Origin of the sequence: Halomonas sp. TG39a (assembly GCF_000744395.1) — a bacterium.
In the GTDB taxonomy this organism is placed as follows: Bacteria; Pseudomonadota; Gammaproteobacteria; order Pseudomonadales; family Halomonadaceae; genus Vreelandella; species Vreelandella ventosae_B.
In genome coordinates this window covers 2,795,961-2,819,885 of record NZ_JQLV01000001.1, presented here as the reverse complement: position 1 = coordinate 2,819,885, position 23,925 = coordinate 2,795,961, and the positions used below count along the sequence as shown (strand labels likewise).

The window sequence follows — 23,925 nt, the reverse complement described above, 5'->3', positions numbered from 1 at the left end:
TTCACTGCAAACACCCCATCCCTGATAAAGAAAAACTAACTAAAAAACCTGACAAAGAAAAAGAGACTGGCATGATTAACGGACTCACTGAATCAGAACTCTATGCGCCGGTAGAGTGGCAGGATCGCTCCGGTGGCTATCAGGATATTTTGTATCACACCACTGCCGATGGCATTGCGCGGATCACCATCAACCGCCCCGAAGTGCGCAACGCCTTTCGCCCGTTAACGGTGAGCGAGATGGCCCAAGCGCTTAACCGCGCCCGCCACGACAGCACCATTGGTGCGATTATTCTCACCGGTGCCGGCGATAAAGCGTTCTGTTCCGGCGGGGATCAGCGCATCCGTGGCGACTACGGCGGCTACCAGGATGAAGAGGGCACCCACCACCTCAACGTGCTGGATTTCCAGCGCGATATTCGCACCTGCCCGAAACCTATTATCGCCATGGTGGCGGGTTATGCCATCGGCGGCGGTCACGTGCTGCATATGATGTGCGACCTGACCATCGCCGCCGATAATGCCATCTTTGGCCAGACCGGCCCTAAAGTCGGCTCCTTTGATGGTGGTTATGGCGCCTCTTATATGGCGCGCATTGTTGGCCAGAAAAAGGCCCGGGAAATCTGGTTTCTGTGCCGCCAGTACGATGCCGCCCAAGCGCTTGAAATGGGGCTGGTCAATCATGTGGTGCCCCTGGCAGAGTTGGAAAAAGAGAGCGTGCGCTGGTGCCGCGAGATGCTGCAGCATAGCCCTATGGCACTGCGTTGCCTGAAAGCTGCACTCAATGCCGATTGTGACGGACAGGCCGGGCTTCAAGAGCTGGCGGGTAACGCCACCATGCTCTACTACATGACCGAAGAGGGGCAGGAAGGGCGTAACGCCTTTAACGAAAAGCGCCGCCCGGACTTCACCCGCTACCCGCGCAACCCGTAATGCAGCTGGCGCTTTACCGCTACTCTCTACCGCTACGCCAGCCGTTGATGTTTAAAGGCAATCGGCTGGCCAGCAGAGAAGGGCTACTCGTTTCCATCAATGGCCAGTGGGGCGAGATAGCCCCGCTGCCTGGCTTCTCCACAGAAACCCTCGCTGAAGCACAAGCTGAAAGCCTAGCCTGCCTTAATGCCATTAAGCGCGGCGAGAAAGCCGCTCCAACGTTACCTTCAGTGCAGTTTGGTTTCGACTGTGCCCAGCGCCTGTGGCCTGTAAATCTTCCCGCGTCGTTGTCGCCCTACCCACTGCTCCAAGGTGCGCCCGCGGAATTGATGCTTTCGCTGGATACTATCTTGACCGGCTGGGGGGCTTTGCCGCCGCCTAGACTCAAACTCAAGGTAGCACGCTACGCCATGGAAGAGGAGCTGGCGCTGATCGAACAGCTCGCAGCCCGGCTACCCACTACCAAGCTGATTCTGGATGCCAACGGCGGCTGGACGAGGGAAGATGCCCGGCGTTTCTGCGAATGTCTTCCCCTTGATCACATCGATTACCTGGAAGAGCCCTGCGCTGCCTTTGTCGACACCATTGCCGTGGCTGAGGCAACGGGGGTACCTATCGCCCTGGATGAAACGCTATCCCGCAGGGAAGAGTGGTATGGCCACCCCCAGATTAAAGCCCTGGTGATCAAACCCACCTTGATTGGCTCGCTAAATGCCTGCGAAGCGCTCGTTAAAAGGGCGCGAGCGGATAATCTGCGTGTAGTGATCTCCTCCAGCTTTGAATCCGATTTAGGCCTTGTGCAGCTTGCCCGTTTGGCAAGTGAGTGGGCGCCTGATGAGCCGCCTGGGTTGGATACGGGGCATTGGTTAGCTGAGCGAGTTACCTCTGCCTCCGGTGAGGTAATGACTGATAGCTTGAAGTGCCTTTATCATAACGGCTGAGCGTTTCCGCAATTAACTTCCTCCCCCGATAGCATTATCCATTGATTCGAATTCCAAATCCTCAGTTTTATTAATATCAATATTTACTGCACAAGGCCAACCTGATATTTTGAATAACAATCAGTTCAGTTTGGAGCAGATGAACTGAGATTGATGAAGTTGACGTTTCGTTTAGCCAGCTTCTTTCTATGGGTCTAGTTAGGAAAATTATACCGCCATGGAACAAGCCAAGTTGGGCGATCAGGTTGCTTGCTCTTGTAACGGAGGCCCTCACCGTATTGTCAGTGCGGCTTCGACCGCTTTTGTCGACGGCATACCCGTCGCTCGCGTTGGTGACCGTAGCTCCTGCGGTGCCAGCATCGTGACCGGCCTTGATTGGTACCCAGTTGAAGGTGCCGCGGCCGCTATTTACGGCAGCGAGACCTCATGCGGCGGGGTGGTGATTGCGGCTGCTAGTGCGATCACTGGCCAGCCGAGAGGTGGCGTAAGCACCACATCACTCCCTACCGTTCCGCCGCCGCGCTACAACCGTCGAGTGGTGTTTCGTGACGAATTCGGCGCTCCTCTGGCTCATGAACCCTACCGACTGGTGCTCGAAGGTGGTGATACAAAAGAGGGGAAAACCAACGCCCAGGGGGAAGCCGATCTTATGGATTCAGACCTTGCCGCCAAGGTGGTCGATATTCTGATTAGGGGCAACTGAAATGGCCGAGTGGCGACGTATCGCGCAAACAATTACCACCCCAGCAACGCTGGATGACCCCTTTATTGTTACGGTCCCCTGTCCGCATAGAGATCAGGCGTTGGAAGTGGCTGCCTGGATAGTCGAAGAAATACAGACCAATGTTGAATCCGAAGCCGCCCAGCGCATAAAGCAGCAGAATGCTTACAACGCGCAGGAGGCAATGGAACGTTGGCAACGGGAAGGTGAATCACTAAATAGCGTTCAGCGTCTCGCCCGTGGTATGGCAAGGCCGAAGTTTATCCAGATCGAACGACTCTCCCACAGAGCGGCCCTCGCTAGTTGGGCCTTGCTGGTAAGAGAAGGGGGAGTATGGGATCACAAACCAGATTTCCACAAAGGTGGAAAGAAGGGCGATGAGTTCGACTCTAGAGGTGTCTCAGCTTATCCGTGGCATCATAAATACCAAGGCTATGAGTATTTTTATGATATCTGGTCCAATATTCACTATGGTTATGTAGGTCGTTACATCGGCTTTTCTGAACAGACTTTATTAGACGGCGCTGGCTTGGCGCAGTATCTAGTCGATCGTATGAAATCTGATGTATCACCCACTGACCGCAGCGAAGTCAATGGGGAGGGATATCGCCGTTTTGATGATGTTACCGACCATCTTTCTGTCAGTTTAGGCATATCACTGTTCGAACGTTTTACCCCGCAACAGTTAACTGGTTCTCTGTTGATGAGTGAGGTCGCTCAGGTAGACTATCCAGAAGAACGTGGATCCAAGATAAGTCATAGCTGTCAAGGAGCTAGAAAACGTAAAGAAGAATACGAACAGAGCATGCAACGAGAAGCTGAATTGCAAAGTAGACGGAAGGCGACAAACTAATGACATTCTACCGCCGTAAAATCGTAATAATACCACTTACGATCATCTTTAGCTTTTTTGCTTGGCTAATCTATCTTTGGGCTGTAGATAGCTATCGACCCAGCCAGAATCAAACAAAGTTGTTAACAGAAATCTCTAATGAAATTCATGCCGTTATGCTACAAAAAAATTTAGACTGGGTTCAAATAAAAGATGGGCTGGTGTGGCCAGAGTCACTTGAAGGAGAAGATTTCGAAACGATTAAGGCCGATATAAGGAGTGCTGATAAAAAAATCAATGAAGCAACATTTATATATCAATGCCAAGATAAGTGCTACTTTACTGCCTATTTTTATATTGATGGTCAAGAAGATGAGTTTGTTGACGGAACTTCACGGTACTATCAGTATAATCCTGATGGCTATCTAAAGCGTATAATACCGGGTTACCCTCAAAGTGAATTTACTGAACATCTGCAATATAACCAATATGCGATGGTTGAGGAGTTTGTTCCGTCTATATCTCAGGCAGTAAAATCTGACCCTGATGGAAATAGACATTTATATCTATTTTGCGAGCCTTTAGAACAAAAGCAGTGGCACTACTGCAAAGGGTATCAAAGCAGCTGACCTTTTTAGTCGCTATTGTTTGTTAAAAATGTGCCTTGCGTTATATCTGACTTTTTGTGAGCCTTTAGGACAAGAGTGCTGGGCTTTTTGTCGAAGGGAGTATGATTGAGCGCTGTGAGTTTGTACCTCGTTTTACTTGGCAGCATAATGATGGAATCAAATCACCCTATTATGGGTGGATAAAGCATGCTATTCAGGGGGGAATCGTTACGAAGCCTCATTGTTTATACCCCTCAGAATGGGAGTGCCCAGCGTGATAGATACCTGTCCCATTCACTACTGGGCCAAAGAGACCCCTGAGCATATTGCGGTAGAGGCTGGCTCCGTGCGTCTTAGCTACCGAACGCTTAATCGCCGGGTGGCGTCTTTAGCGCAGCAACTGAAGCGGGCAGGTTTTGTGCCCGGTGATCGATTAGTTGTGCCCGCTAAAGCGGCTCTTAAATCCTTGCTGTTGGCGTGGGCCTGCCTACGGGCAGGGATTATTTTTTGTCCGTTTAACCCTGTGTTCCCTATTTCCCAACAGCTCACTCTAGCCAAACGCTTGCAGGCTGGGCGGGTTTGCCAAACGGAAAGCGACCATCATTACCCTGCCGAGCTTACACCGGTTAGCTTCGATTTTTTGACGGAAGCCGATGTGAGAGAGCCACAGGCGCTGGATAGCAACCAGCTGTGCAACACGATTTTTACCTCCGGCTCCAGCGGTACGCCCAAGGCGGTGCTGCACCGCGTGGGGAATCATTTGGCTTCTGCACGCGGTTCGGCGTCGTTTATTCCCGTTGATCAGAACAGTGGCTGGCTACTGTCGCTGCCGCTGTTTCATATTGGCGGCTACGCGATCCCGTTTCGCGTCTTTCTCGCCGGTGGGCGGCTGATCCTCGACGATGCTCCCGATACGCTGGCGGAGCGCCTTGAGCAGCAGGCAATAACCCATCTTTCCCTGGTGCCCACTCAGCTGTGGCGGCTGCTGAAGGCGGGCTTTACGCCCCAGTGCACCCAACTACGTGAGCTGTTACTAGGCGGTGCGGCGATTCCAGCGCCGCTGGTAGCGCAGATGACATCACTAGGCCTGACGCCGAAAGTTAGCTATGGGCTATCCGAGATGGCCAGCCAAGTCTGTACCGGTATCCCCACTGCGCCGGGTGTGGTCGGCAAACCGCTGCCGGGCCGTGAAGTGAGAGTGGTCGATGGTGAAATTCAGTTGCGCGGTGCGACCCTGTTCTGTGGCTATTTGAATGGCAGCGAAGTTGATCCAGCCCTCAACGACGAAGGCTGGTTTGCCGCCCGCGACAAGGGCCACTTCAATGCGGAAGGCGCGCTGGTGGTGGAAGGGCGGCTCGATAATGGCTTTATCTCCGGTGGCGAGAATATCCAGCCAGAAAGCATCGAACAGCGGTTGGTCGACCACCCCCACATCGCCCAGGCGTTGGTTGTAGCAGTGCCCCACCCCGAGTGGGGCGAGCGCCCGGTGGCGTTTATCGATTGGCACGGTGAGGCCGTCCAAGAGCAGGCGCTAAACACCTGGGTGCGTGAGGCACTGCCCGGCTTTATGGTACCCGATGCCTGGCTGGCCTGGCCGCCAGGGGTGGGCTTTAAACCCTCTCGTAAGCAGTTTGCTGAGCTGGCGCGAAAGCAGTTGGTTAATAAGTAGCCAGCTAGTGTGGTTATGCTATTCCTGGTGGTGTCAGTGGCGGCAAGTAGCGTTCAAGTAATTGAGCAGCATGCAATACCTTAAGGTCTTGATATTTGTCTGCTACAAGGTGCAAGCCTACCGGCAGCCCCTGGTTATCCAGCCCGCAAGGCAGTGATGCGGCGGGCTGTTGGGTAAGGTTGAAGGGATAGCTAAACGGCGTCCAGTCCATCCAGTCTTTATAGCGCTCGCCCGGTGGCACGTTGTGGCCCGCGACAAAGGGCGCAATGGGCATCGTAGGCGTGACCAGCAAATCATAGCGCTTATGAAACGCCGCCATCTGCGCCGTTAATTCGCTGCGCTCACGCCGGGCGGCGAGGTAGGCGGAAAGCGATACATCCTGCCCGCGCCGTGCGATATCCAGAAAACCAGGGTCGAGTGCTGCCTGCTGTTGTTCGTTGAGTTTTTCGAGCGCTTGGGTGGCGCCCGCAAACCAGAGCGTATTAAATGTCTTAAGCGGATCACTAAAGCCAGGGTCAATTCGATCTACCGTCGCGCCCAATGCTTCTAAATGGGCCACGGCTTCCTCAACCCGCTGCGCAATATCCGGTGCTACTTCTACATAGCCAAAGTCAGCGCTAAAGGCGATGCGCCAGCCGCGTAGGTCAGCAGGGGGTGGCGTTAGCCAGTCTGGCCCGAGTGGGTTGCCGGAATAGCCATCCCGCACATCCGGCTGCGCTATCACGCTAAGCATAAGCGCGCTGTCAGCGGCGGTGCGGGTCATAGGGCCTAAATGAGAAAGCGTACTCATGGTGCTGGCGGGCCACTGAGGCACCCAGCCAAAGGTGGGTTTAATACCAAAGGTACCAGTGAAGCTGCATGGGATGCGGATAGAGCCCCCAGCGTCGCTACCCTGATGAAGCAGACCTAGGTTAAGCGCAGCGGCAGCCCCCGCGCCACCCGATGAGCCACCCGGCGTGAGTTGCGTATTCCAGGGGTTGCGGGTAATGCCGTGTAGCGGGTTATCGGTGACGCCTTTCCAGCCAAACTCCGGCGAGGTGGTCTTGCCAATCACAATGGCCCCGGCATTGCGCAGATGGCGGCTGATGGGGGCATCCACTTCCCAAGGGCCATCCGGCGAGGTCGTCGTTGACCCAAGGCGTGTAGGCAAACCTTTGGTTAAGGCCAGGTCTTTAATGGTCACAGGGATGCCATCCAGCGGGCCGCAGGGCCTGCCTGCCTGCCAGCGCCGAGCGGATTCTGCTGCTAACCGGCGGGCCTCTTTGCCGTTAATACAGGTGAAGGCATTGACCTTGTGGTTATCCCGTTCAATACGCGCTAAGCAGCCATCTACCAGTGCCTCCGGCGAGAGCGATTCTTCGCCGAAACGAACCAATGCCTGGACGGCCGTTAGTGTTTCAAAGGTATCGGCCATGATTACTCACCCTTCTCAACGCCGGCCGCTTCAAGCATCGCGTGCAGTAGCACGTTACAGCCTGCATGCACGTGCTCAGGTGTCGCGCTTTCGATTTCGTTATGACTAATACCATCCTTGCAGGGAATAAAGATCATCGCGGCGGGGGCAACGCGGCCCACAAACATCGCATCGTGACCGGCACCGCTGATGATATCCATATGCGAGAGATTGAGTTTCGCGGCCCCCTGACGCACTGCATCAACACAGGCTTTGTTGAAGTGCTCAGGTGCAAAATCCGCGGTGGGGGTTAGCTCGTACGTCAGCCCGTGACGTTGGCAAATTTCCTCAACGGCAGCGGCAACAGACTGGCCCATTGCGATAAGCGCTTCTGGCTCCCAGTGGCGCATATCCAGGGTCATTTTGACCTGGCCGGGAATCACATTGCGCGAACCTGGGTGCAGCGTCATACAGCCGACCGTGCCGCGACCGTGGGGCTGATGATCAAAAGCGATTCTGTTGAGTGCTTGGGTGACTTCTGCCGCGCCCATCAGGGCATCGCGGCGTAGATTCATCGGGGTAGGGCCCGCATGGGCTTCAAGCCCGGTCAGGGTTAAATCAAACCACTTCTGGCCAAGACCACCAATGACCACACCAATGGTAGTGTCGGTGTCTTCGAGAATAGGGCCTTGTTCGATATGCGGTTCAAAGTAGGCTTTTATTTCGCTTGGCGAGACCTCATCGCTACCGCGGTAGTGAATGGCGTCCAGGGCATCGCTGACCGTGACGCCATCGGCGTCGGTGCGCGCCATCATAGCGTCAAATTCCAGCTCGCCGCTAAATACTCCGGAACCCATCATGCAAGGGGGAAAGCGGCAACCCTCTTCGTTAGTCCAGGCGACGACCTCAATGGGAGACTGCGTGGTGATGTTGTGCTGGTTCAGTGTACGAATTACCTCCAGACCAGAAAGTACCCCAAAACAGCCATCATACTTACCGCCAGTAGGTTGGCTATCCAGGTGGCTGCCTGCCATGACTGTTTTGGCGTTGGGATCGCTGCCTTCCCGACGGGCAAAAATATTGCCGATATTATCGATCCGAATCGTGCAGCCTTCGGCGCGGCACCACTGGATAAACAGGTCGCGTCCCTGGCGTTCTAAATCGGTAAGCGCTTGACGGTTCACCCCGCCTTTGGGAGTGGCGCCTAGTTTGGCCATCTCCATTAGCGACTCCCATAGACGAGCGCTGTCGGTACGTAGGTCGGTGCTATCTTTGCTTGGCGTAACGTAGGTGTTCATTTCACTCTCCTCGCAAGATTAAACGGATGCATTTTCCGTCGCTAGGTCGTGTAGCTTGGAACGGTGATTCTGAAGGTTGGGAGAATCGTTGCTGATCAGCATTTGCGCGGCCATTTCTGCTTCCAGCGCGCTCATGTGGTGCTCGGCATCGGCCATATGCTCAGCCATGACCTGCCGTACACGCTGGGTATCTTCAGCCCGGTAGGCGTTCACCAACTGGCGATGGTAGTCCTGGTTGGCGTGATCAAACTGCTTACGCTCGGGCACGTACGCTTTTTTGATCACGACCAAATCGCGCAGCATGTCGTTTAAAAACTGGCACATAAAGGCGAGCAAAGGGTTAGGGCATACACGGGCCAGCAGTTGGTGAAACTCCAGCTCTAAAAAGCGCTGGTGCCGGTGATCCTCTTCATCGCTCGCGCAGCAAGCGCAGGCCGATATATTGGCTTCCAACTGCTGGAAGTCGAGCTCGGTGAGCCTTCCCACCACTGATGCCGCCAGCTCTACTTCCAACAGTTTGCGCAACTGGTAAACCTGCCTGCCATCCAACTGCTGAAAATGCAGAAAGTTACGCAGCATGCGGCTGGCGGGTTCCATGCCTGGCTGATTAATTACCGCGCCGCCTTTAGGCCCGGTTTTTAAAGTGACTAGCCCCTCAACCTCAAGAATCTTAAGCGCTTCTCGCACCGTCGCCTTGGCACTACCGTAAAGCTCCATTAGCGCTTTTTCGTTCGGCAGGCGGTCGCCTTCTCCCAAAGACTCGGCGGCAATCCAGCGTTTAATATCATCGCTAATCAGCTCGGCAAGCTTGGGTCGGCGCCTTGAGGCTGGACCAGTGGTTGAACCAGAGGTTGAAATAGGGGCTTGAGTCATCAACACACTCCTTATCTGTGGTTAGCGCTACTGGTCACTTCTTGGGTATAGGCGGGCAAACGCTCAGGGTGGTACTCAGCATCGTAGTCGTAGCGTGCCTGGGTAAACCGTTCCACTACCGCTGTATCGCGACGGTGCAGCGCATGGCTTAGGCCAACAAACAGCACCGCATTCAACAATAGCCCCCAAATACCTGCGTGGTAACCAAAGGGTGCGCTTAGCGGGCCAAAGGTCATTAATAGCACGCAGGCAACGCCAGCCCATAACCCGGCGAGTGCGGCGGTGGGATGGGCTTTTTTCCAGGTGATGGCACCGATGGTGGGAATAACCAACTGTGCGGTGCCCGCCAGTGCAGCAATGCCAATGGTGACCAGTACTCCCGGTACGGTAAGTGCCATGATATAAGCCGCCAGGGAGAAACCCACCAACGATAGACGACCGATATAAACAATACGTGCCTGGCTTGCTTCACGGTTCACATAGCGTTTATAGATATCCATCGTGACCACAGTGGACACCGCGTGAATCTGCGAGTTAGCGGTGGACATGGCGGCCGAAGCGCCAGCCGCCATAATCAGTGAGGCAAGCAGGTAGGGGGCATACTCCATCAGCATGATGGGCAGAATTTGATCGGGATTTTCCACATTGGGCTCGAGCAGCACACCGGAGTAGCCAGACAGCACCGAGCCCACATAGGCAAAGGCTGCCAAGCCGAGTAGAAACGGCATTAAATTAAACAGCTTGCCGTGTTTGACCGAGTACATACGTAGCCAGATTTGCGGGCCCATAAAGGCGCCAATAGCGGTGATGGCAAATAGCGAGAACCACATGGGGTAGCCCATCGTGCCATTGGGCCCAGGCATGGTGAGATGGTCAGGAGAGGTTTGTTGAAGTTGACTAAATAGCGCTGCAGGCCCGCCTACTTGAGTGGAAATATAGTAGCCCGCGTACAGCATGCCGAAGAATAGCAGCGCGCCATAAATAACGTCGGTCCAGGCGATGGCGCGGATGCCACCAATCCATACGTAGATAATAATGATGAAGTAAAACAGCAGCGCGGCGAGCCAGAAAGGGATCAAACCACCGGAGGCCACTTCAATTAAGTAAGCGCCCCCGGTTAGCTGAATCTGTAAATAAGGCACGGTAAAAATTAGCGTAATTGCCGCAACGGTGATGCGCAGCGCCTCACTATTATAAAAGTCGCCTATTAAGTCTGAGGGTGTTAAATAGTTAAATCGTTTGCCTAAAAACCAAACCCGCTTGCCAATCCAGTAGTACATAAAACCAAACAGCAGGTTCCAGGCTAGCGCGGTAAGAAATACCGGCCCATTGGTATAAAAGGTGGCGTTAGAACCAAGGAACGCAAAGGCACTCCACCAGGTTGCCGCCACGGTGAAAAATACCGCGATACTGCCCATGGCGCGGCCTTGAACGAAAAAGTCTTCGCTGGTTTCTTGCGATTGACGTGCCGATAAAATCCCCACCATCAAGGGGATAATCATAAAGGCCGCAATAATTAATAAACTACCGGTCATGATTAATCCCCTTGCGATGGCTGTTGAGTGGCGTGAGCAGTTGTTGGTTCGGGGCTGCCCCAATTGGTGAAATAGGCCACCAAAAACAGTGCCGTTAACGCAAACCACCAAAACAGGTTCCAAACCAACAGAAAGGGGATGCCCATCAACATGGGCTCTATGCGGTTAGCCAGCATAATGATGGGGCTTTCCAGCATAAAGAAACTGAAAAGCATGCCGCCATAAATCGATAGCTTGAGCGGGGTTAAATATTTCATAGCGATTTAGCCCTTGGGTTATATTGAACTGTTTGTATTGAATTTGTGAGCAGTGTTTCCAGCACGCGGTGGCCAATAACGGAGCCTCTTGAAAGCTGTGTTATCGGTGCCGAGCACTGTTTGGGCGTGTTCCACTGATTTGTTGTATTTATTCGTATAAATATAATGATTAGGTGTTTTTTTAACCCACGTCAAGGACGAGGGGAATCAACAGGGGGCCTGTTACGTATGGTTTTTCTAACGTGAACAAAAGAAAAGCGTAATTTTATAAACGTGTTCGGTGGCGCATGCTGAGGCAATGACCTATAGCGATGGAGCTGGACACCATGTTTGGAATAAAAAGCAAAACGAAGCCTCAAGCTTCGCACTCTTCTTCGGACGATACGTCTTCAAAAACGGCTCTTAATCAGCACTACTGGATGCCGTTTAGCGCTAACCGCGACTTTCATGCCAACCCGCGCGTGATTACCGGGGCGGAAGGGCGCTATTACATTGATGATCAAGGCCGTAAGCTGTTCGATTCGCTTTCAGGCCTGTGGACATGCGGCGCGGGCCATAACCGCGAAGAGATTCAAAAAGCCGTGGCGGCACAGCTCGGCACCCTCGACTTTGCTCCCGGTTTTCAGCTTGCCCATCCGTTGGCGTTCAAGCTGGCGGAAAAGGTTGCCAGCCTGACGCCCGCCGGCTTGGATCATGTGTTCTTTACCAACTCGGGCTCAGAAGCGGCGGATACCTCGGTCAAAATGGCCAAGGCTTACTGGCGGCTAAAAGGTAAACCTGAGAAGACCCGCATGATCGGCCGCGCCAAGGGCTATCATGGGGTGAATATTGGCGGTACCAGCCTGGGTGGTATCGGTGGTAATCGTAAACACTACGGCCAGTTGATGGACGTAACACATCTGCCGCATACCCTTCAGGCGGGTCACGCCTACACTCGTGGTCAAGCGGAAACCGGTGCCGAGCTTGCCGATGCATTGCTCGATCAAATCGCTCTCCATGATGCCTCCACCATTGCCGCAGTGATTGTCGAGCCGATGTCCGGTTCGGCGGGCGTGATCGTGCCGCCAAAAGGCTATCTGGATCGGCTGCGCGAGATCTGTACTGCCCACGATATTCTGCTGATCTTTGACGAAGTGATTACCGCCTTTGGGCGCAGCGGCGCGACTACCGGCGCTGAAGCCTTTGGCGTAACGCCGGATATCATGAACGTAGCTAAGCAGATCACTAACGGTGCCATCCCCATGGGTGCTGTGATCGCTTCCAGCGAGATTTTCGACACCTTTATGCATGCAGGCGGCCCCCAGCACGCCGTTGAATTTCCCCATGGCTACACCTACAGCGCCCACCCGGTGGCCTGCGCTGCGGGATTGGCCGCTCTAGAAATGATGGAGCATGAGAACTTCCCCGCCCAGGTTAGCGCTATCGCGCCTACCTTTGAGCAGAAGCTGCACGCTCTAAAAGGTCGCAATCATGTCGTCGATATTCGTAACTACGGCTTGGCCGGGGCGATTCAGCTAACGCCCCGCGATGGCGACCCAACGATTCGTCCCCGCGATGCGCATATGGCGCTCTGGGAAGCGGGCTTTTATGTGCGCTACGGCGGCGACACCCTACAGTTTGGCCCGCCCTTTGGCACCACCGAGGCCGAGCTAGAGCGGCTGTTCGACGCGGTGGCGACCACCTTGGATTCGTTGGCATAAGTGACTGATCTAAACTTCAGAGAGTTTAAATATGAGTAATGTTTCCCACCTGATTAACGGTGAATTAGTTCAAAGCCAGCGCACGCTGGATGTCACCAACCCCTCAACGGGCAAGGTGATTCGCCAAGTGGCTGACGCTGATGCCGCTGACGTAGAGCGTGCAATTGCCGCTGCCCAGGCGGCATTTCCCGCTTGGCGCGATACCCCGCCCGCCAAGCGCGCCCAGGTGATGTACCGCTTTAAGCAGTTGCTCGAAGATAATGCTAACCGCTTGGTGCAACTGGTTAGCGAAGAGCATGGCAAAACTCCGGAAGACGCCATGGGTGAACTCAAGCGTGGCATTGAGAACGTCGAGTATGCCTGCGGCGTACCGGAACTGCTCAAAGGCGAGTACTCACACAACGTAGGTCCAGGTATTGATGCTTGGTCTAACTTTCAGCCGTTAGGCGTAGTGGCGGGCATTACCCCGTTTAACTTCCCCGCTATGGTGCCGCTGTGGATGTACCCCATGGCAATTGCCTGCGGCAACACCTTTATCCTCAAACCTTCAGAGAAAGACCCTTCAGCGGCGATGGCGGTGGCTGAACTGCTGCAAGAAGCCGGGCTACCCAAAGGCGTGATGAATGTGATTCACGGCGGGCGCGAAGCGGTAGAAACGCTGCTGGACGCCAAGGCCGTAAAAGCCATTTCCTTTGTTGGCTCTACGCCGGTAGCGGAAGCGATCTATAGCCGTGGCTCCGCTGCTGGCAAACGGGTTCAGGCCTTGGGCGGGGCGAAAAACCACGCCGTTGTGCTGCCCGATGCCGACCTGGAAAACGCCGCCAATACCTTAATGGGCGCAGCGTTTGGCAGTTGCGGCGAGCGCTGCATGGCGATCTCGGTCGCGGTGTGCGTCGGTGATGAAACGGCCAATCGCCTCGTCGAAACCATGCTGCCTAAAATCGCCCAACTGAAAGTTGGCCCCGGCACCAAAAAAGATCTGGATATGGGCCCGCTGGTGACCGCCGAGCACCGCGCTAAAGTGCTCAGTTTTATCGAAGATGGTGTAAGCGCTGGAGCAACGCTGGTCGCTGATGGTCGTGATCTGCAAGTCGCAGGCTACGAGGAAGGCTACTTTGTGGGTGGCTGCCTGTTCGATAACGTCACCGCTGAGATGCGCATCTACCAGGAAGAGATCTTTGGCCCGGTACTCTGCGTGGTACGGGTTGGCAGCCTTGACGATGCCATGCAACTGATCAACGACCACGAATACGGCAATGGCACCTGCCTGTTTACCCGTGATGGCGAAGCTGCCCGACGCTTTACCGATGGCGTTGAAGTGGGCATGGTCGGTGTCAATGTGCCGCTGCCAGTGCCGGTCGCCTACCACAGCTTTGGTGGTTGGAAGCGCTCGCTGTTCGGTGACCTTCACGCCTACGGCCCGGATTCAGTGCGTTTCTATACCCGCCGCAAAGCGGTTTCCCAGCGCTGGCCATCGGTTAGCGAAGCGACGCGAGCAGAGTTCTCGTTTCCCGCCAATCAAAGTTGACGTTCTAGGGTAAATAGGACATCTTCTCAGCACCGTCGCCCTGCGACGGTGCTTTTTTAGTGCCTATCTTCGACGTAAGGAACGAGTGCAGCGTGGCAAGAACCCAGGACGAAATTCGCCAGACCAACGTTAAGAAGATTCTCTTAGCCGCGGAGCAGCTATTTGCCGAAAAAGGCTACGCCGGTGCCTCTATGGGTGAAATCGCCCAGTTGGCCGATATTCCCAAGTCCAACGTGCACTACTACTTCTCCACCAAAAAAGCCTTGTACCAGGATGTGTTACTGGAGCTTTTAGAAGTATGGAAGCAGGATGCGCTCTGCTTCGAGCTCTACGATGACCCCCGCGTGGTGCTCTCCACTTATATCCGCGCCAAGATGAACCACTCTCGCAATCGCGCTCATGGCTCAAAAATATGGGCAGCCGAGGTGATGCAGGGCGCGCCTATTCTTAAAGAGCGCCTGCGTGACAACCTCTACGAATGGGCCAAGCTTAAAGAGTCAAAAATTCGCGAATGGGTGGAGTCCGGGCAGATCAACCCCGTCGAGCCTTCCTACTTGCTCTATATGATCTGGGCCTCCACCCAGCACTACGCTGACTTTGACTACCAAATCTATCTGCTCAACGACGACCAACCGCTGGATGACCTGCAGTTCGAAAAAGCTGTACAGTCGGTCACCTCGGTGATATTGCGCGGGATTGGGCTGACGGCTTAAGTTACCTATGTGCTCTAGCTGATCTGGAAAAGGGTTAATGATGGACAGTATCGGACAGCCTATTATCGGTGTTGGCGCTATTCTTATCCGGCCTGACGGAGCAGTGCTGCTTGGGTACCGCGATAAGCCCGGTGAATCGCCAAGCTGGTGCTTGCCAGGTGGCCATGTTGATGCGGGGGAGTCATTTGAGATGGCTGCTGTTCGCGAAATTGCAGAAGAAACGGGGATTTCCGAGCTGCAACGTCTGCAGCTGCTGGCAATAACCCAGCACTTGAATAGCGCAGTCTCTGTCGTGACAGGAGCAGTGCTCGCCAAGGTGAAGCAGGAAGCTGAAGCATTCGTGCTTGAGCCTGACGTATTTACTGAATGGCGTTGGTTCAGTCCCGACGCTCTGCCTGCTCCGTTATTTCCGGCAAGCCAGGCGGTACTTGCGCACTGGCTGGGAGATGAGCCGCCAACTGGCTGGCAGAAGTACCCCATCGCCCCAGCAGAGTAAATCTCGTTATGTAGAGAGCAAGCTTCCCATCGGTACCGACGTATCAAACTTATGCCGCTTACGCGACAGAAGCGTGCGGAACTTGCGCAGGTTGTCGTCGCCATAAAGCACGCGATCACAAAAGCTGTCGTATTCATCTAAATCAGCGACTGTCACGATCAATACAAAATCACACTCGCCGGTTACCTGATAGCACTGCTTCACTTCAGGGGCGCTCAGCGCTGTTGTTAAAAAACGCTGGTAGAGTGATTTGTTATCCCTCTCCATGGTGACTTCTACCACCATGTGCAAGCACTGCCCCAAGGCGTCAGGATTGAGTAGTGCTACCTCCTGCTCAATGATTCCAGCGTCGCGTAATCGATTAACGCGCTTTAAGCAGGCGGAGGGTGAAAGCCCTATCTCATCTGCTAGTGCTTGGTTGGTCAGGCTGGAGTTACGCTGAAGCTGATCAAGGATTCGTCGATCAATGGCGTCCATGAAATAAAATGTCCTTCCTGAGCTCATAAAGAACGAATAGTGATTGTTAGTGCGGAATTGAAAAGAAGATTCTGCGTGAGCCCCATTATCATAACCGTTGTTCTAAGGATGGCAACGGAGGCTTGATGCAGATAACAATTCATCATCTATTGGCTTGGATAACCCACCTATTACAAGACGCGCTGCGCGTGTACCTGACGTTGCTCAAAATCATGATTCCGGCGTTGCTTATCGTCAAAGGATTAGAGCTCTTGGGTGTTATCGGCTGGCTGGGAATGGTATTAGCGCCATTAATGAGCATACTCGGCTTGCCCGAGCAGTTGGGCGTTGTGTGGGCGGCGGCGATCTTTACCAACTTGTACACCGCCATTGTGGTATTTCTTCAAGTAGCCGGTGATATGCACTTGAGTACCGAGCAAGTAACGGTGCTGGGTGCGTTGATGCTGGTAGGGCACTCGATTCCTGTTGAAGGGGCCGTCGCCAAGCGCGCTGGCGTACCGTGGTGGGCTACGTTAGTCCTGCGCGTAGGTGGCGCTTTGCTGCTTGCTTGGCTCTTGCACTGCTTCTATTCGTATTTTGGTTTGTTGCAAGCGCCAGTAGCATTGGTATGGCAACCAAGCTTGTCGACAGCTCCAACGCTAAGCAGTTGGGCTATTGCACAGCTTGAAACGCTAGCGCTTATCTTTGTGATTATTTTAGCGCTGATTGTGCTCCTAAAACTTCTGAAAGAGCTCGGCCTGGAGCGCTGGATTCATCTTGGTTTGCTACCGCTACTCAAGCTATTAGGTATTGGCCGTTCGGCAGCTAATGTAACGGTGATTGGTTTTACGTTGGGATTAAGCTACGGCGCAGGGCTGCTGATTCGGGATGTGCAAAACGGAGTTTTGAGTAAGCGTGATAGCACGCTTACACTGTGCTTTCTCGGCCTTTGCCATAGCGTTATAGAAGACACGCTGCTGATTTTGATGCTCGGGGCCGATATAGTGGGCATTTTATGGGCAAGGCTACTCTTTGCCGTTATTGTCACCGCTATGATTGCCCGCTGGCCTGGGCTAGTAGCTCAACTAGGTGAGCCGAGTTCCCAGTAAGCCCCACGCTTTGCTCTACGGGAAATTTGTGATTCTGTAATGGTGTTTTTGTCGGTTTTAAGTGGCGTGCTGAAAAAAAAATCATACATAGCCACTATCAAAGCGGTCTTTTATAAAGTTAATAAAAGCTTTTAGTTGGCTCGTCATATATTTTGACTGGGCGTATTGCGCAATTATTTTTCCTTGATAACTGCCGCTAATATGCCAGTCTTTCAAAAGCTCTGTGACTTCGTTTGACGCTAGATGTGCCGATATGACAAAGTCTGGAAATATAGATACCCCCCTGCCTTTTAATACAGCCTCTCTTCTTATTTCGCTATGATTAACGGTCAGCGTACCTTTGATATTTATAGGAATTTTTTGATTGTTGTTCTTAAAAACCCATACTCTGTCACGAGGAGTCTCTCCAAGGCTTAAACAGTTATGATTCAAGAGGTCTTCGGGTTGACTTGGTACACCAAATTCCTGGATGTAGCTAGTGCTGGCACATAATATGAGACGACAATTTCCAAGGTTTTTGGAAATAAGCCCTTCAATTGGGTTTTCTGTGATATGTATAAATACATCAACGTCATCTCCAACCGGGTCAACTGGATGATCTGTAACTTTAAGCTGAAATGATACCTTGGGATTTGCCTGAGTAAACTCTAGAATCATAGGCATCAATACTTGTTTAGAGAGCGCTTTTGGGGCAGCTACCCTTAAAGATCCCGATATCTCGTTTTTATCAGAATGGGCGGCGGAAACTGCCATTTGGGCTGACTCCAACATATTTCGACAGAGTATGAACACCTTTTGGCCTATAGGTGTTAAACGCATTTTCCTTGTGGTTCTTTCTAAGAGCTTTTCTTCTAAGGCGGCCTCTAGGCGAGTGATGGAACGGCTGATAGATGAGGGCGCTACGCCAAGCACTTTGGCCGTTTTTGAAAAACTGCCAGATTCGACTGTTTTTACGAATACTGCCATCTCAGTCAGTAGCGGTAGTAACTTATTCGTGTCCACAGCGCAATTTTCCTTTGCATTTTTCACGTATTGTTGTTTTTAAGTTACGTACGGATACTTGTCTTGTCAATGGATGAGGTCGGGAAGGGGTCAAAAATGAAAAAAATACAAAGCCTTGGTGATTTGTATGAGATGTCAAATAAAGTTCAGCATATTTTGACTTTGTTTAGTGGCGGTTTAGATAGTACATATGTTTTAGAGTCCTTAAAAGGAGTTAGTGCGAAAGTAACGGCTTTGGTGGTTGATGTTGGCGATACTGTTGATGAAGACGAGTTATATATGATAGCTCGTCATTATGATGTTGAATTGAAAATAGTTGATGCGAAAAAAGATTTTGCTGAACAGAGTTTGGTGCGAGCGATTCAATCACAAGCTTATTACTTTGGGGATTATCCAGTCAGCTCTTCATTGTCCAGGCCTATTTTAATTCAAAAAGCTGTAGAGCTTGCCAATGAATTAGGTTGCGATGCAATCATTCATACAGCTAACCAATCTCAAAACAGCTTGCGACGTTTGAATGGAGCCTTGGGTAAAAGTGATTTTAAAGGCTTTTATGGTTCACCATATCAGTTTAGTGCTTTGTCTAGAGAGAGTAAAAAAAGCGCACTTGTGAAATCAGGATTGAAGGGTTTTGAAAGTAGAGTTGCTAGTGGTGACTCAAACTTATGGTGCAGAGAATTTGAATCGGGAGTTTTGGATGATCCTGAAAATTTTGATGTGCCAGAGTCTTTGTTTATATGGTCTATATGGAATCCAGAGTTTCATTTGTTGAATAATGAAATTAAAGTTTCTTTTGAAAATGGCTGTCCAAAAAGTATAAATGGATTGCCTTTTGATATAGTAGATATGGTTGATTTTATTAACACTCATGTAGGATCTTATGAAATTGGTCGTTACATAGGGTTTGATCATCTTGAAGAAGATGAAAAAGTGCTAGAAGTTCGTGAAGCTCCTGCGGCAACTATTTTAATGAAAGCTTATAAGTTGCTAGAAATTTCTATTCTTCCTACTGATCTTTTGAAAATTAAAGCGATGCATAATGACTTATGGACTCAGGAAGCTGTCGAAGGTCGGTGGGATAGTATGTTGCAAAAAGCTAGTTACGCTTTTATTTCTAGTGCCGCTAAAGAAATAACGGGAAGTGTGAAGTTTAAACTTTCTCGAGGGCAAGCTTTAGCTAATAGTATTGTTGCCGAAAACCCTAAGTATATAAGGGATAGAGATGGTTGGGAGATTATGACTACGGAAGAACGTTGTGTGAATTTTAGTAATAGTGGTTTTAAGTTAACTGATTTTGCCTAAGGTAAATAGCATGCATTTCCTTGAAAATGATAAGAAAGTTGTTGCTGAATTGGCTGGAAGTCTTTCAAATAAAAATTATTCTTTTGTTTCAGGCGGGCAGATAGCTAAAATTGTCGATGCCAAAGAAAAAGAGGTTTTTGAGTTTAAAAGACACTGGGACTACTTAGTCCGTGATCGTTATATGGCGGATGGAGGTCAATATCGCTATCGCCGTTATGGACAATTTTCAAAATTAGCTAAGGAAGGTCTGAATAATTACCGATATTCGTCAACGCTCACTTGAGCTGATAAAAAATTGCAAATTTAGGCACTATTTTCCCGTTCTTTGTGCATTTTTTGCCCGTTAACCGCTCATTAAGCGGAAAACGGGCGCAATAGCCCTATTCCCACAGGTATTTTTCACTGATCAGCAGGTTGCTGAACGCCGCCAGCAGGTGCAGGCGCTGGGTGTTTTTAGCAAGACCACGATAGCGAACCTTGCCATAACCAAAGACTTGCTTGATGTACCGAAAAGGGTGCTCCACCTTGGCTCGGATGCTGGCTTTGATCTTTTCGACTTTCTGTTGCTTGGCATCCAACTTCTTTCGCGTGCCAGGCCGTCTGGCAATATACCAAGAGACGTCGCAGCGGTGATGGAGCTCGTCTCGCTTTTGAATGCCCAGGTAACCGGCATCACCGAAGACGCGCTGCTCTTCACCGTGAAGCAGCTTATCGGCAGGCACAATGTCATGCACATTAGCAGCCGTGGTGTCGATGCTGTGAATCAACCCAAGTTTGTCGTCGACACCTATGTGCATTTTCATACCAAAGTGCCAGGAGCCACCTTTTTTAGTCTGGTGCATCTCCGGATCGCGCTTGCCATGTTTGTTTTTGGTAGAACTAGGCGCAGAAATGATAGTGGCATCAACAATGCTGCCTTCGCGCAACATTAGGCCGTTTTTCGTCAGGTGTTTGTTCACTTCCTGGAACAGCACCTTGCCAAGGCTGTGTCGTTCTAGAAAATGACGAAACTTGAGAATCGTCGTTTCGTCCGGCAATCGGTCTAGCTTCAAACCGGCGAAATGCCTCATGGACTCGATCTCGTAGAGAGCATCTTCCATTGACGGATCGCTCAAGTTGTAGAACAACTGCATACAGTGAACTCGAAGCATGGCAGACAATGGATACGGAGGCCGCCCGCTCTCGCCCTTGGGGTAATAACGGGCTACCTTCTTCTCCAGCTGCGTCCAGGGGATCAGCTTGTCCATCCGCTCCAGAAAGAGTTCGCGGCGAGTCTTTCGCTTTTTGTTCTGGTACTCGGCTTCGGAGAAGGTGATCTGATCCATGGCAGCACTGAACCCTATGCAGTTGACGATGTTCGTATTATCGCTGAAGGCAGAGACTTTTTCAGAGCCTCCCTAATAAAAATTTTCTTTTTAAGTTGCCACATGAAGCTTACGTTCAATCATCAGATGTTAATTCCTTAAATGGTGATGTTGAGCGTAATTTTGAACCATTACAAGATGATTTTATTAACTGTCCTTTGTTGGTTAATATCCTGATTTTATTGGCAGATATTTACGATGCAGTAGAAAAAGAATCTCGAAATTGGAATGTACGTTTGCACCCTTACCGAATCATTGCAAATGAACTTGAGACAGGGCAGCCAACTCCTGAAGGGCTGCATCGAGATGGTGTTACCTTTATTGCATCCTTGATGGTATGTAGACACAACATATCCGGTGGAACTACTAAGATTACCGACCAAAATAAAATTTTTCTCGAAGAGGTTTTGTTAAGTGAGTCATTAGATATTGTTATGGCCGATGATGAAAAAACAATGCATCAAGTTTCATCTATAAAGCCTATTGATTTAGAGGATGTCGCATATCGAGATGTTCTTGTGATCGCATTTAAACGTGAGGAGTAATAGAATGACTACGGTTGTGAGTGCTTTGAATAAGAAATTATTAAAAATTCCATTGACAGAGGTAATGTTGTTGATGGTTGCAATTTTCTGGGGAACCAGTTATGGGTTGACAAAAGATGCATTGATTTATACAAGTGTATTGCTTTTTATATCGATTCGATTTTCGATTACATTTTTATGTATGTTGCCAGTCATTATTAGAGACTTTCGCTGCGGGTTAAACGATGACTGGAAAGTTGCTATTCCGACAGGTACTGTACTATCGGCAATTTTTTTCTGCGAAGTTTATGGTGTCTTCCATACGTCTGCGTCTAATGCCGCTTTTCTAATCAGTTTGTCAGTGATTTTGACTGCTTTTGCGGAGCTAATTATTAACAAGAGACGGATAACGAACGCTCTGTTAGTAATGACACTAGTAAGCGTATTAGGTGTTCTTTTGCTAACAAGTTCAGAGGGATCCACTCTGGATTTAAATAAAGGGGACTACTTTATTTTAATGGCGGCGCTACTGCGGGCTTTGATGGTTACATTGACCAAGCGCATTGTGGAAGGGAAAGCAATAACAACATCCACCTTAACTGCCATTCAGTCATTGGTGGTTGCCACTGTCTCAATTTTGTTAGTGTTTATTTCTCGGCCTTTTTCAGATTTTGCGATACCTACTTCTCTAAGCTTCTGGTTGATAATGGCGTATTTAGTGGTATTTTGTACTCTTTTTGCTTTCTATGTGCAAAATTATGCAGTGCGTAAGACGTCTCCCACAAGAGTATCTCTGTTAATGGGGAGTGAGCCTTTATTCGGAGCTATATTTGCAGTTATATGGCTCAATGAATCTCTCTCAGCGGTACAGATGATTGGTGGTGGATTGATTTTAGTTAGCGTAGTCATCACATCCTTAAAGAAAGAGGGAGAAACGGTTAATCATATAAAGTCAACTATACCGGCTGCCGTAAACGCAAAATAGAGACACCCAATCCGATAAAAGCACTGCCCATAATGCGATTAACCCACTTCACCCGTGATGCACTGCTTAGCCAACGGGAGAGGTGTTTCGCTAGCCCACCATATAGCATTAAAACGGCGAAGGAGAGCGCCATAAAGGTGCCCACCATAATCGAGAATTGGGGAAGCAAGGCACGCTGTTTATCCAAGAATTGCGGAAACAGGGCGGTAAAAAACAGGATCGCTTTTGGGTTGCTCACGGCTACCAATGCGCCTTCACTAACGGTACGCCACCTGGGGGTTGGTTTAGTCGCTATGGTAGCGACCGCAAGGGAGGTCTTGCTCCGCCACTGACGAATGCCCAGGTAGATCAAGTAGGCTGCGCCGCCCAGTTTAAGCAGGTTGAACAGCACTTCCGAGGCGTTCAACACCACCCCCAGCCCCAAGACTGCTGCACTGGCCAGTATGAGTAGGCCAGTAATATTTCCCAGCGACGAAAGCGCTACGCGCTTGGCTCCTCCTGCCATGCCGTTGCGCACCGCGACTAGAAAAGCGGGCCCGGGGCTGGCAATGCTGACCAGTGCCACGGCAACAAAAAGCAACCAGGTGGAAAGCTGCATGGGCGCATCTCCGGACGGGGTTGAAATGACTCATCGCATTAATCCTAATGGATAACACCCGTGTAGACGACTCCTTATCAACCATTGGTAAGTTTATTGCCTCTCATTGCCTACCTGCTCTGCCATCAAACACAGCAGCTCGTACATAACGGTAGCGCCAAGCAGGGCCGTGTTACCGCTGGGGTCGAAGGGTGGGGAGACTTCCACTACATCGGCGCCGATAAGCGGTAAACCTCGAAAGCCGCGCACTAGTTGAAGTGCTTGCAGGCTGGTGAGGCCACCTACTTCAGGGGTGCCGGTGCCAGGGGCGAAGGCGGGGTCGATGCTGTCGATATCGAAGGATAGATATACTGGGCCACTGCCTACAACGCGGCGTGCTTCGGCGACCGTCGCTTCAATGCCAAGCGTATCCACTTCCTCCATAAACATCACCCGCATGCCACTGGCATCGGAGTAGTCCCAGCCTTGGGTGGTGTTTTGGGCGCCGCGAATGCCAATTTGCACCGTGCGTTTGGGGTCGATAAGGCCCTCTTCGCAGGCGAGCCGGAAGGGGCCGCCGTGGTGAAATTTGGAGCCCTGAAACTCGTCCCAGGTGTCGGTATGAGCATCGATATGAATCAAGCCTACCGGGCCATCGGCTGCCAAGCCGCGCAGGATGGGGTAGGTGATGGAGTGGTCGCCCCCGGCGCTTAGCGGAATAATGCCTGCTCGGTGAATGGCTGAGTAATAAGCGGCAATATCATCAGAGACCTGCTTAAGGTCGTAGATCGACGAAAAGCGCACATCCCCAATGTCGGCAATACGTGCCTGGGCAAACGGGTCCAGCCGGGTGACATGGTGCAGGCTGCGCATCATGCTTGACTGGTTGCGAATCTCCCGCGGGCCGTGGCGGGTACCGGGGCGATTACTCACGCCGCCATCAAACGGAATGCCGACCAGGGCAATATCAAGTTCCGCTAAGGAGTCGGCGAGCGGCGCACGCAAAAAGCTGGCTATTTCGCGATAGCGTGGTTCTTGGTGCGGTAGGTAGCTTTCGCCAGTGGCGGCATTGTGGCGAGTGCCGTCGGTGCCCTTGGTCATGTTGCTCTC

24 protein-coding genes and 1 pseudogene are annotated in these 23,925 nt (G+C 51.5%); 15 read left to right on the top strand and 10 right to left on the bottom strand.

What is annotated here, in order from left to right:
• Positions 1 to 71: 71 nt before the first annotated feature.
• The 6 genes from menB to U738_RS12575 all read left to right on the top strand — a co-directional run bounded on the left by menB (position 72) and on the right by U738_RS12575 (position 5,703).
• On the top strand, positions 72 to 932 hold the full coding sequence (gene menB / locus U738_RS12600; protein WP_035580993.1) for a 1,4-dihydroxy-2-naphthoyl-CoA synthase: 861 nt from the start codon (positions 72 to 74) through the stop codon (positions 930 to 932).
• Positions 932 to 1,873, top strand: coding sequence for an o-succinylbenzoate synthase (gene menC, locus U738_RS12595; RefSeq protein WP_035580990.1), 942 nt, complete (start codon positions 932 to 934; stop codon positions 1,871 to 1,873). The genes menB and menC overlap by 1 nt, the downstream gene beginning before the upstream one ends.
• Before the next feature lie 217 nt (positions 1,874 to 2,090).
• The gene (locus U738_RS12590) at positions 2,091 to 2,576 is read left to right on the top strand and encodes a PAAR domain-containing protein (protein WP_035580987.1); all 486 of its coding nucleotides are present in this window, start codon (positions 2,091 to 2,093) and stop codon (positions 2,574 to 2,576) included.
• 1 nt (position 2,577) lies between these two features.
• On the top strand, positions 2,578 to 3,447 hold the full coding sequence (locus U738_RS22690; protein WP_050713034.1) for a polymorphic toxin type 44 domain-containing protein: 870 nt from the start codon (positions 2,578 to 2,580) through the stop codon (positions 3,445 to 3,447).
• Positions 3,447 to 4,055: a hypothetical protein gene (locus U738_RS12580; RefSeq protein WP_035580984.1), complete on the top strand. Its 609-nt coding sequence runs from the start codon at positions 3,447 to 3,449 to the stop codon at positions 4,053 to 4,055. The genes U738_RS22690 and U738_RS12580 overlap by 1 nt, the downstream gene beginning before the upstream one ends.
• Positions 4,056 to 4,308: 253 nt before the next feature.
• Positions 4,309 to 5,703 carry an AMP-binding protein gene (locus tag U738_RS12575; RefSeq protein WP_197671976.1) on the top strand — a complete coding sequence of 465 codons (1,395 nt, stop codon included), beginning with the start codon at positions 4,309 to 4,311 and terminating at the stop codon, positions 5,701 to 5,703.
• A gap of 13 nt (positions 5,704 to 5,716) precedes the next feature.
• Here U738_RS12575 and U738_RS12570 read toward each other — a convergent pair whose 3' ends face one another.
• From U738_RS12570 to U738_RS12550, 5 genes are read right to left on the bottom strand one after another with little or no spacing between them, the layout of a single operon-like run.
• Complete coding sequence (locus tag U738_RS12570; RefSeq protein ID WP_035580978.1) at positions 5,717 to 7,117, bottom strand: amidase; 1,401 nt, start codon at positions 7,115 to 7,117, stop codon at positions 5,717 to 5,719.
• 2 nt (positions 7,118 to 7,119) lie between these two features.
• Positions 7,120 to 8,394: a Zn-dependent hydrolase gene (locus tag U738_RS12565; protein WP_035580975.1), complete on the bottom strand. Its 1,275-nt coding sequence runs from the start codon at positions 8,392 to 8,394 to the stop codon at positions 7,120 to 7,122.
• Positions 8,395 to 8,412: 18 nt separating this feature from the next.
• On the bottom strand, positions 8,413 to 9,267 hold the full coding sequence (locus tag U738_RS12560; protein ID WP_035580972.1) for a FadR/GntR family transcriptional regulator: 855 nt from the start codon (positions 9,265 to 9,267) through the stop codon (positions 8,413 to 8,415).
• 11 nt (positions 9,268 to 9,278) lie between these two features.
• On the bottom strand, positions 9,279 to 10,802 hold the full coding sequence (locus tag U738_RS12555) for a sodium:solute symporter family protein (RefSeq protein WP_035580970.1): 1,524 nt from the start codon (positions 10,800 to 10,802) through the stop codon (positions 9,279 to 9,281).
• Between the two features lie 2 nt (positions 10,803 to 10,804).
• Complete coding sequence (locus U738_RS12550; RefSeq protein ID WP_035580967.1) at positions 10,805 to 11,059, bottom strand: hypothetical protein; 255 nt, start codon at positions 11,057 to 11,059, stop codon at positions 10,805 to 10,807.
• A gap of 326 nt (positions 11,060 to 11,385) precedes the next feature.
• On the opposite strand from U738_RS12550, the gene U738_RS12545 reads away from it, so the two are divergent.
• The 4 genes from U738_RS12545 (at position 11,386) to U738_RS12530 (ending at position 15,496) form a co-directional block, all read left to right on the top strand.
• Entirely contained in the window at positions 11,386 to 12,759 is a 1,374-nt protein-coding gene (locus tag U738_RS12545) for an aspartate aminotransferase family protein (RefSeq protein ID WP_035580964.1), read from the top strand.
• A 31-nt stretch (positions 12,760 to 12,790) separates the two neighbouring features.
• Positions 12,791 to 14,287, top strand: a complete 1,497-nt coding sequence (locus tag U738_RS12540; RefSeq protein WP_035580961.1) for a CoA-acylating methylmalonate-semialdehyde dehydrogenase — start codon at positions 12,791 to 12,793, stop codon at positions 14,285 to 14,287.
• Between the two features lie 92 nt (positions 14,288 to 14,379).
• A complete protein-coding gene (locus U738_RS12535; RefSeq protein ID WP_035580959.1) occupies positions 14,380 to 15,000 on the top strand; it encodes a TetR/AcrR family transcriptional regulator in 621 nt (206 codons plus the stop codon).
• Between the two features lie 37 nt (positions 15,001 to 15,037).
• A complete protein-coding gene (locus U738_RS12530) occupies positions 15,038 to 15,496 on the top strand; it encodes a nucleotide triphosphate diphosphatase NUDT15 (RefSeq protein ID WP_050713036.1) in 459 nt (152 codons plus the stop codon).
• Between the two features lie 6 nt (positions 15,497 to 15,502).
• Here U738_RS12530 and U738_RS12525 read toward each other — a convergent pair whose 3' ends face one another.
• Positions 15,503 to 15,973, bottom strand: coding sequence for an Lrp/AsnC family transcriptional regulator (locus U738_RS12525; protein ID WP_035580957.1), 471 nt, complete (start codon positions 15,971 to 15,973; stop codon positions 15,503 to 15,505).
• A gap of 125 nt (positions 15,974 to 16,098) precedes the next feature.
• On the opposite strand from U738_RS12525, the gene U738_RS12520 reads away from it, so the two are divergent.
• Entirely contained in the window at positions 16,099 to 17,061 is a 963-nt protein-coding gene (locus U738_RS12520) for a membrane protein (RefSeq protein ID WP_035580955.1), read from the top strand.
• An 81-nt stretch (positions 17,062 to 17,142) separates the two neighbouring features.
• On the opposite strand, the gene U738_RS12515 is transcribed toward U738_RS12520, so the two are convergent.
• Positions 17,143 to 18,063, bottom strand: coding sequence for a LysR family transcriptional regulator (locus U738_RS12515; RefSeq protein WP_035580954.1), 921 nt, complete (start codon positions 18,061 to 18,063; stop codon positions 17,143 to 17,145).
• A 96-nt stretch (positions 18,064 to 18,159) separates the two neighbouring features.
• Here U738_RS12515 and U738_RS12510 point away from each other — a divergent pair, with 96 nt between their 5' ends.
• Both U738_RS12510 and U738_RS12505 read left to right on the top strand, forming a co-directional pair.
• Entirely contained in the window at positions 18,160 to 19,365 is a 1,206-nt protein-coding gene (locus U738_RS12510; RefSeq protein WP_035580952.1) for an argininosuccinate synthase-related protein, read from the top strand.
• Positions 19,366 to 19,375: 10 nt separating this feature from the next.
• The gene (locus U738_RS12505) at positions 19,376 to 19,648 is read left to right on the top strand and encodes a 2OG-Fe dioxygenase family protein (protein WP_035580950.1); all 273 of its coding nucleotides are present in this window, start codon (positions 19,376 to 19,378) and stop codon (positions 19,646 to 19,648) included.
• Between the two features lie 97 nt (positions 19,649 to 19,745).
• Here U738_RS12505 and U738_RS12500 read toward each other — a convergent pair whose 3' ends face one another.
• On the bottom strand, positions 19,746 to 20,690 hold the full coding sequence (locus U738_RS12500; protein WP_035576486.1) for an IS5 family transposase: 945 nt from the start codon (positions 20,688 to 20,690) through the stop codon (positions 19,746 to 19,748).
• 92 nt (positions 20,691 to 20,782) lie between these two features.
• Between U738_RS12500 and U738_RS12495 the strand changes: the two are divergent.
• A pseudogene (locus U738_RS12495) lies at positions 20,783 to 21,274 on the top strand (2OG-Fe dioxygenase family protein); the annotation flags it as partial.
• Between the two features lie 4 nt (positions 21,275 to 21,278).
• The gene (locus tag U738_RS12490; RefSeq protein WP_051912769.1) at positions 21,279 to 22,238 is read left to right on the top strand and encodes a DMT family transporter; all 960 of its coding nucleotides are present in this window, start codon (positions 21,279 to 21,281) and stop codon (positions 22,236 to 22,238) included.
• On the opposite strand, the gene U738_RS12485 is transcribed toward U738_RS12490, so the two are convergent.
• Both U738_RS12485 and speB read right to left on the bottom strand, forming a co-directional pair.
• Entirely contained in the window at positions 22,210 to 22,836 is a 627-nt protein-coding gene (locus U738_RS12485) for a LysE family translocator (RefSeq protein ID WP_035580946.1), read from the bottom strand. The two genes, U738_RS12490 and U738_RS12485, sit on opposite strands and share 29 nt — an antisense overlap.
• 93 nt (positions 22,837 to 22,929) lie before the next feature.
• Positions 22,930 to 23,916: an agmatinase gene (speB, locus tag U738_RS12480; RefSeq protein WP_035580944.1), complete on the bottom strand. Its 987-nt coding sequence runs from the start codon at positions 23,914 to 23,916 to the stop codon at positions 22,930 to 22,932.
• Between the last annotated feature and the right edge of the window lie 9 nt (positions 23,917 to 23,925).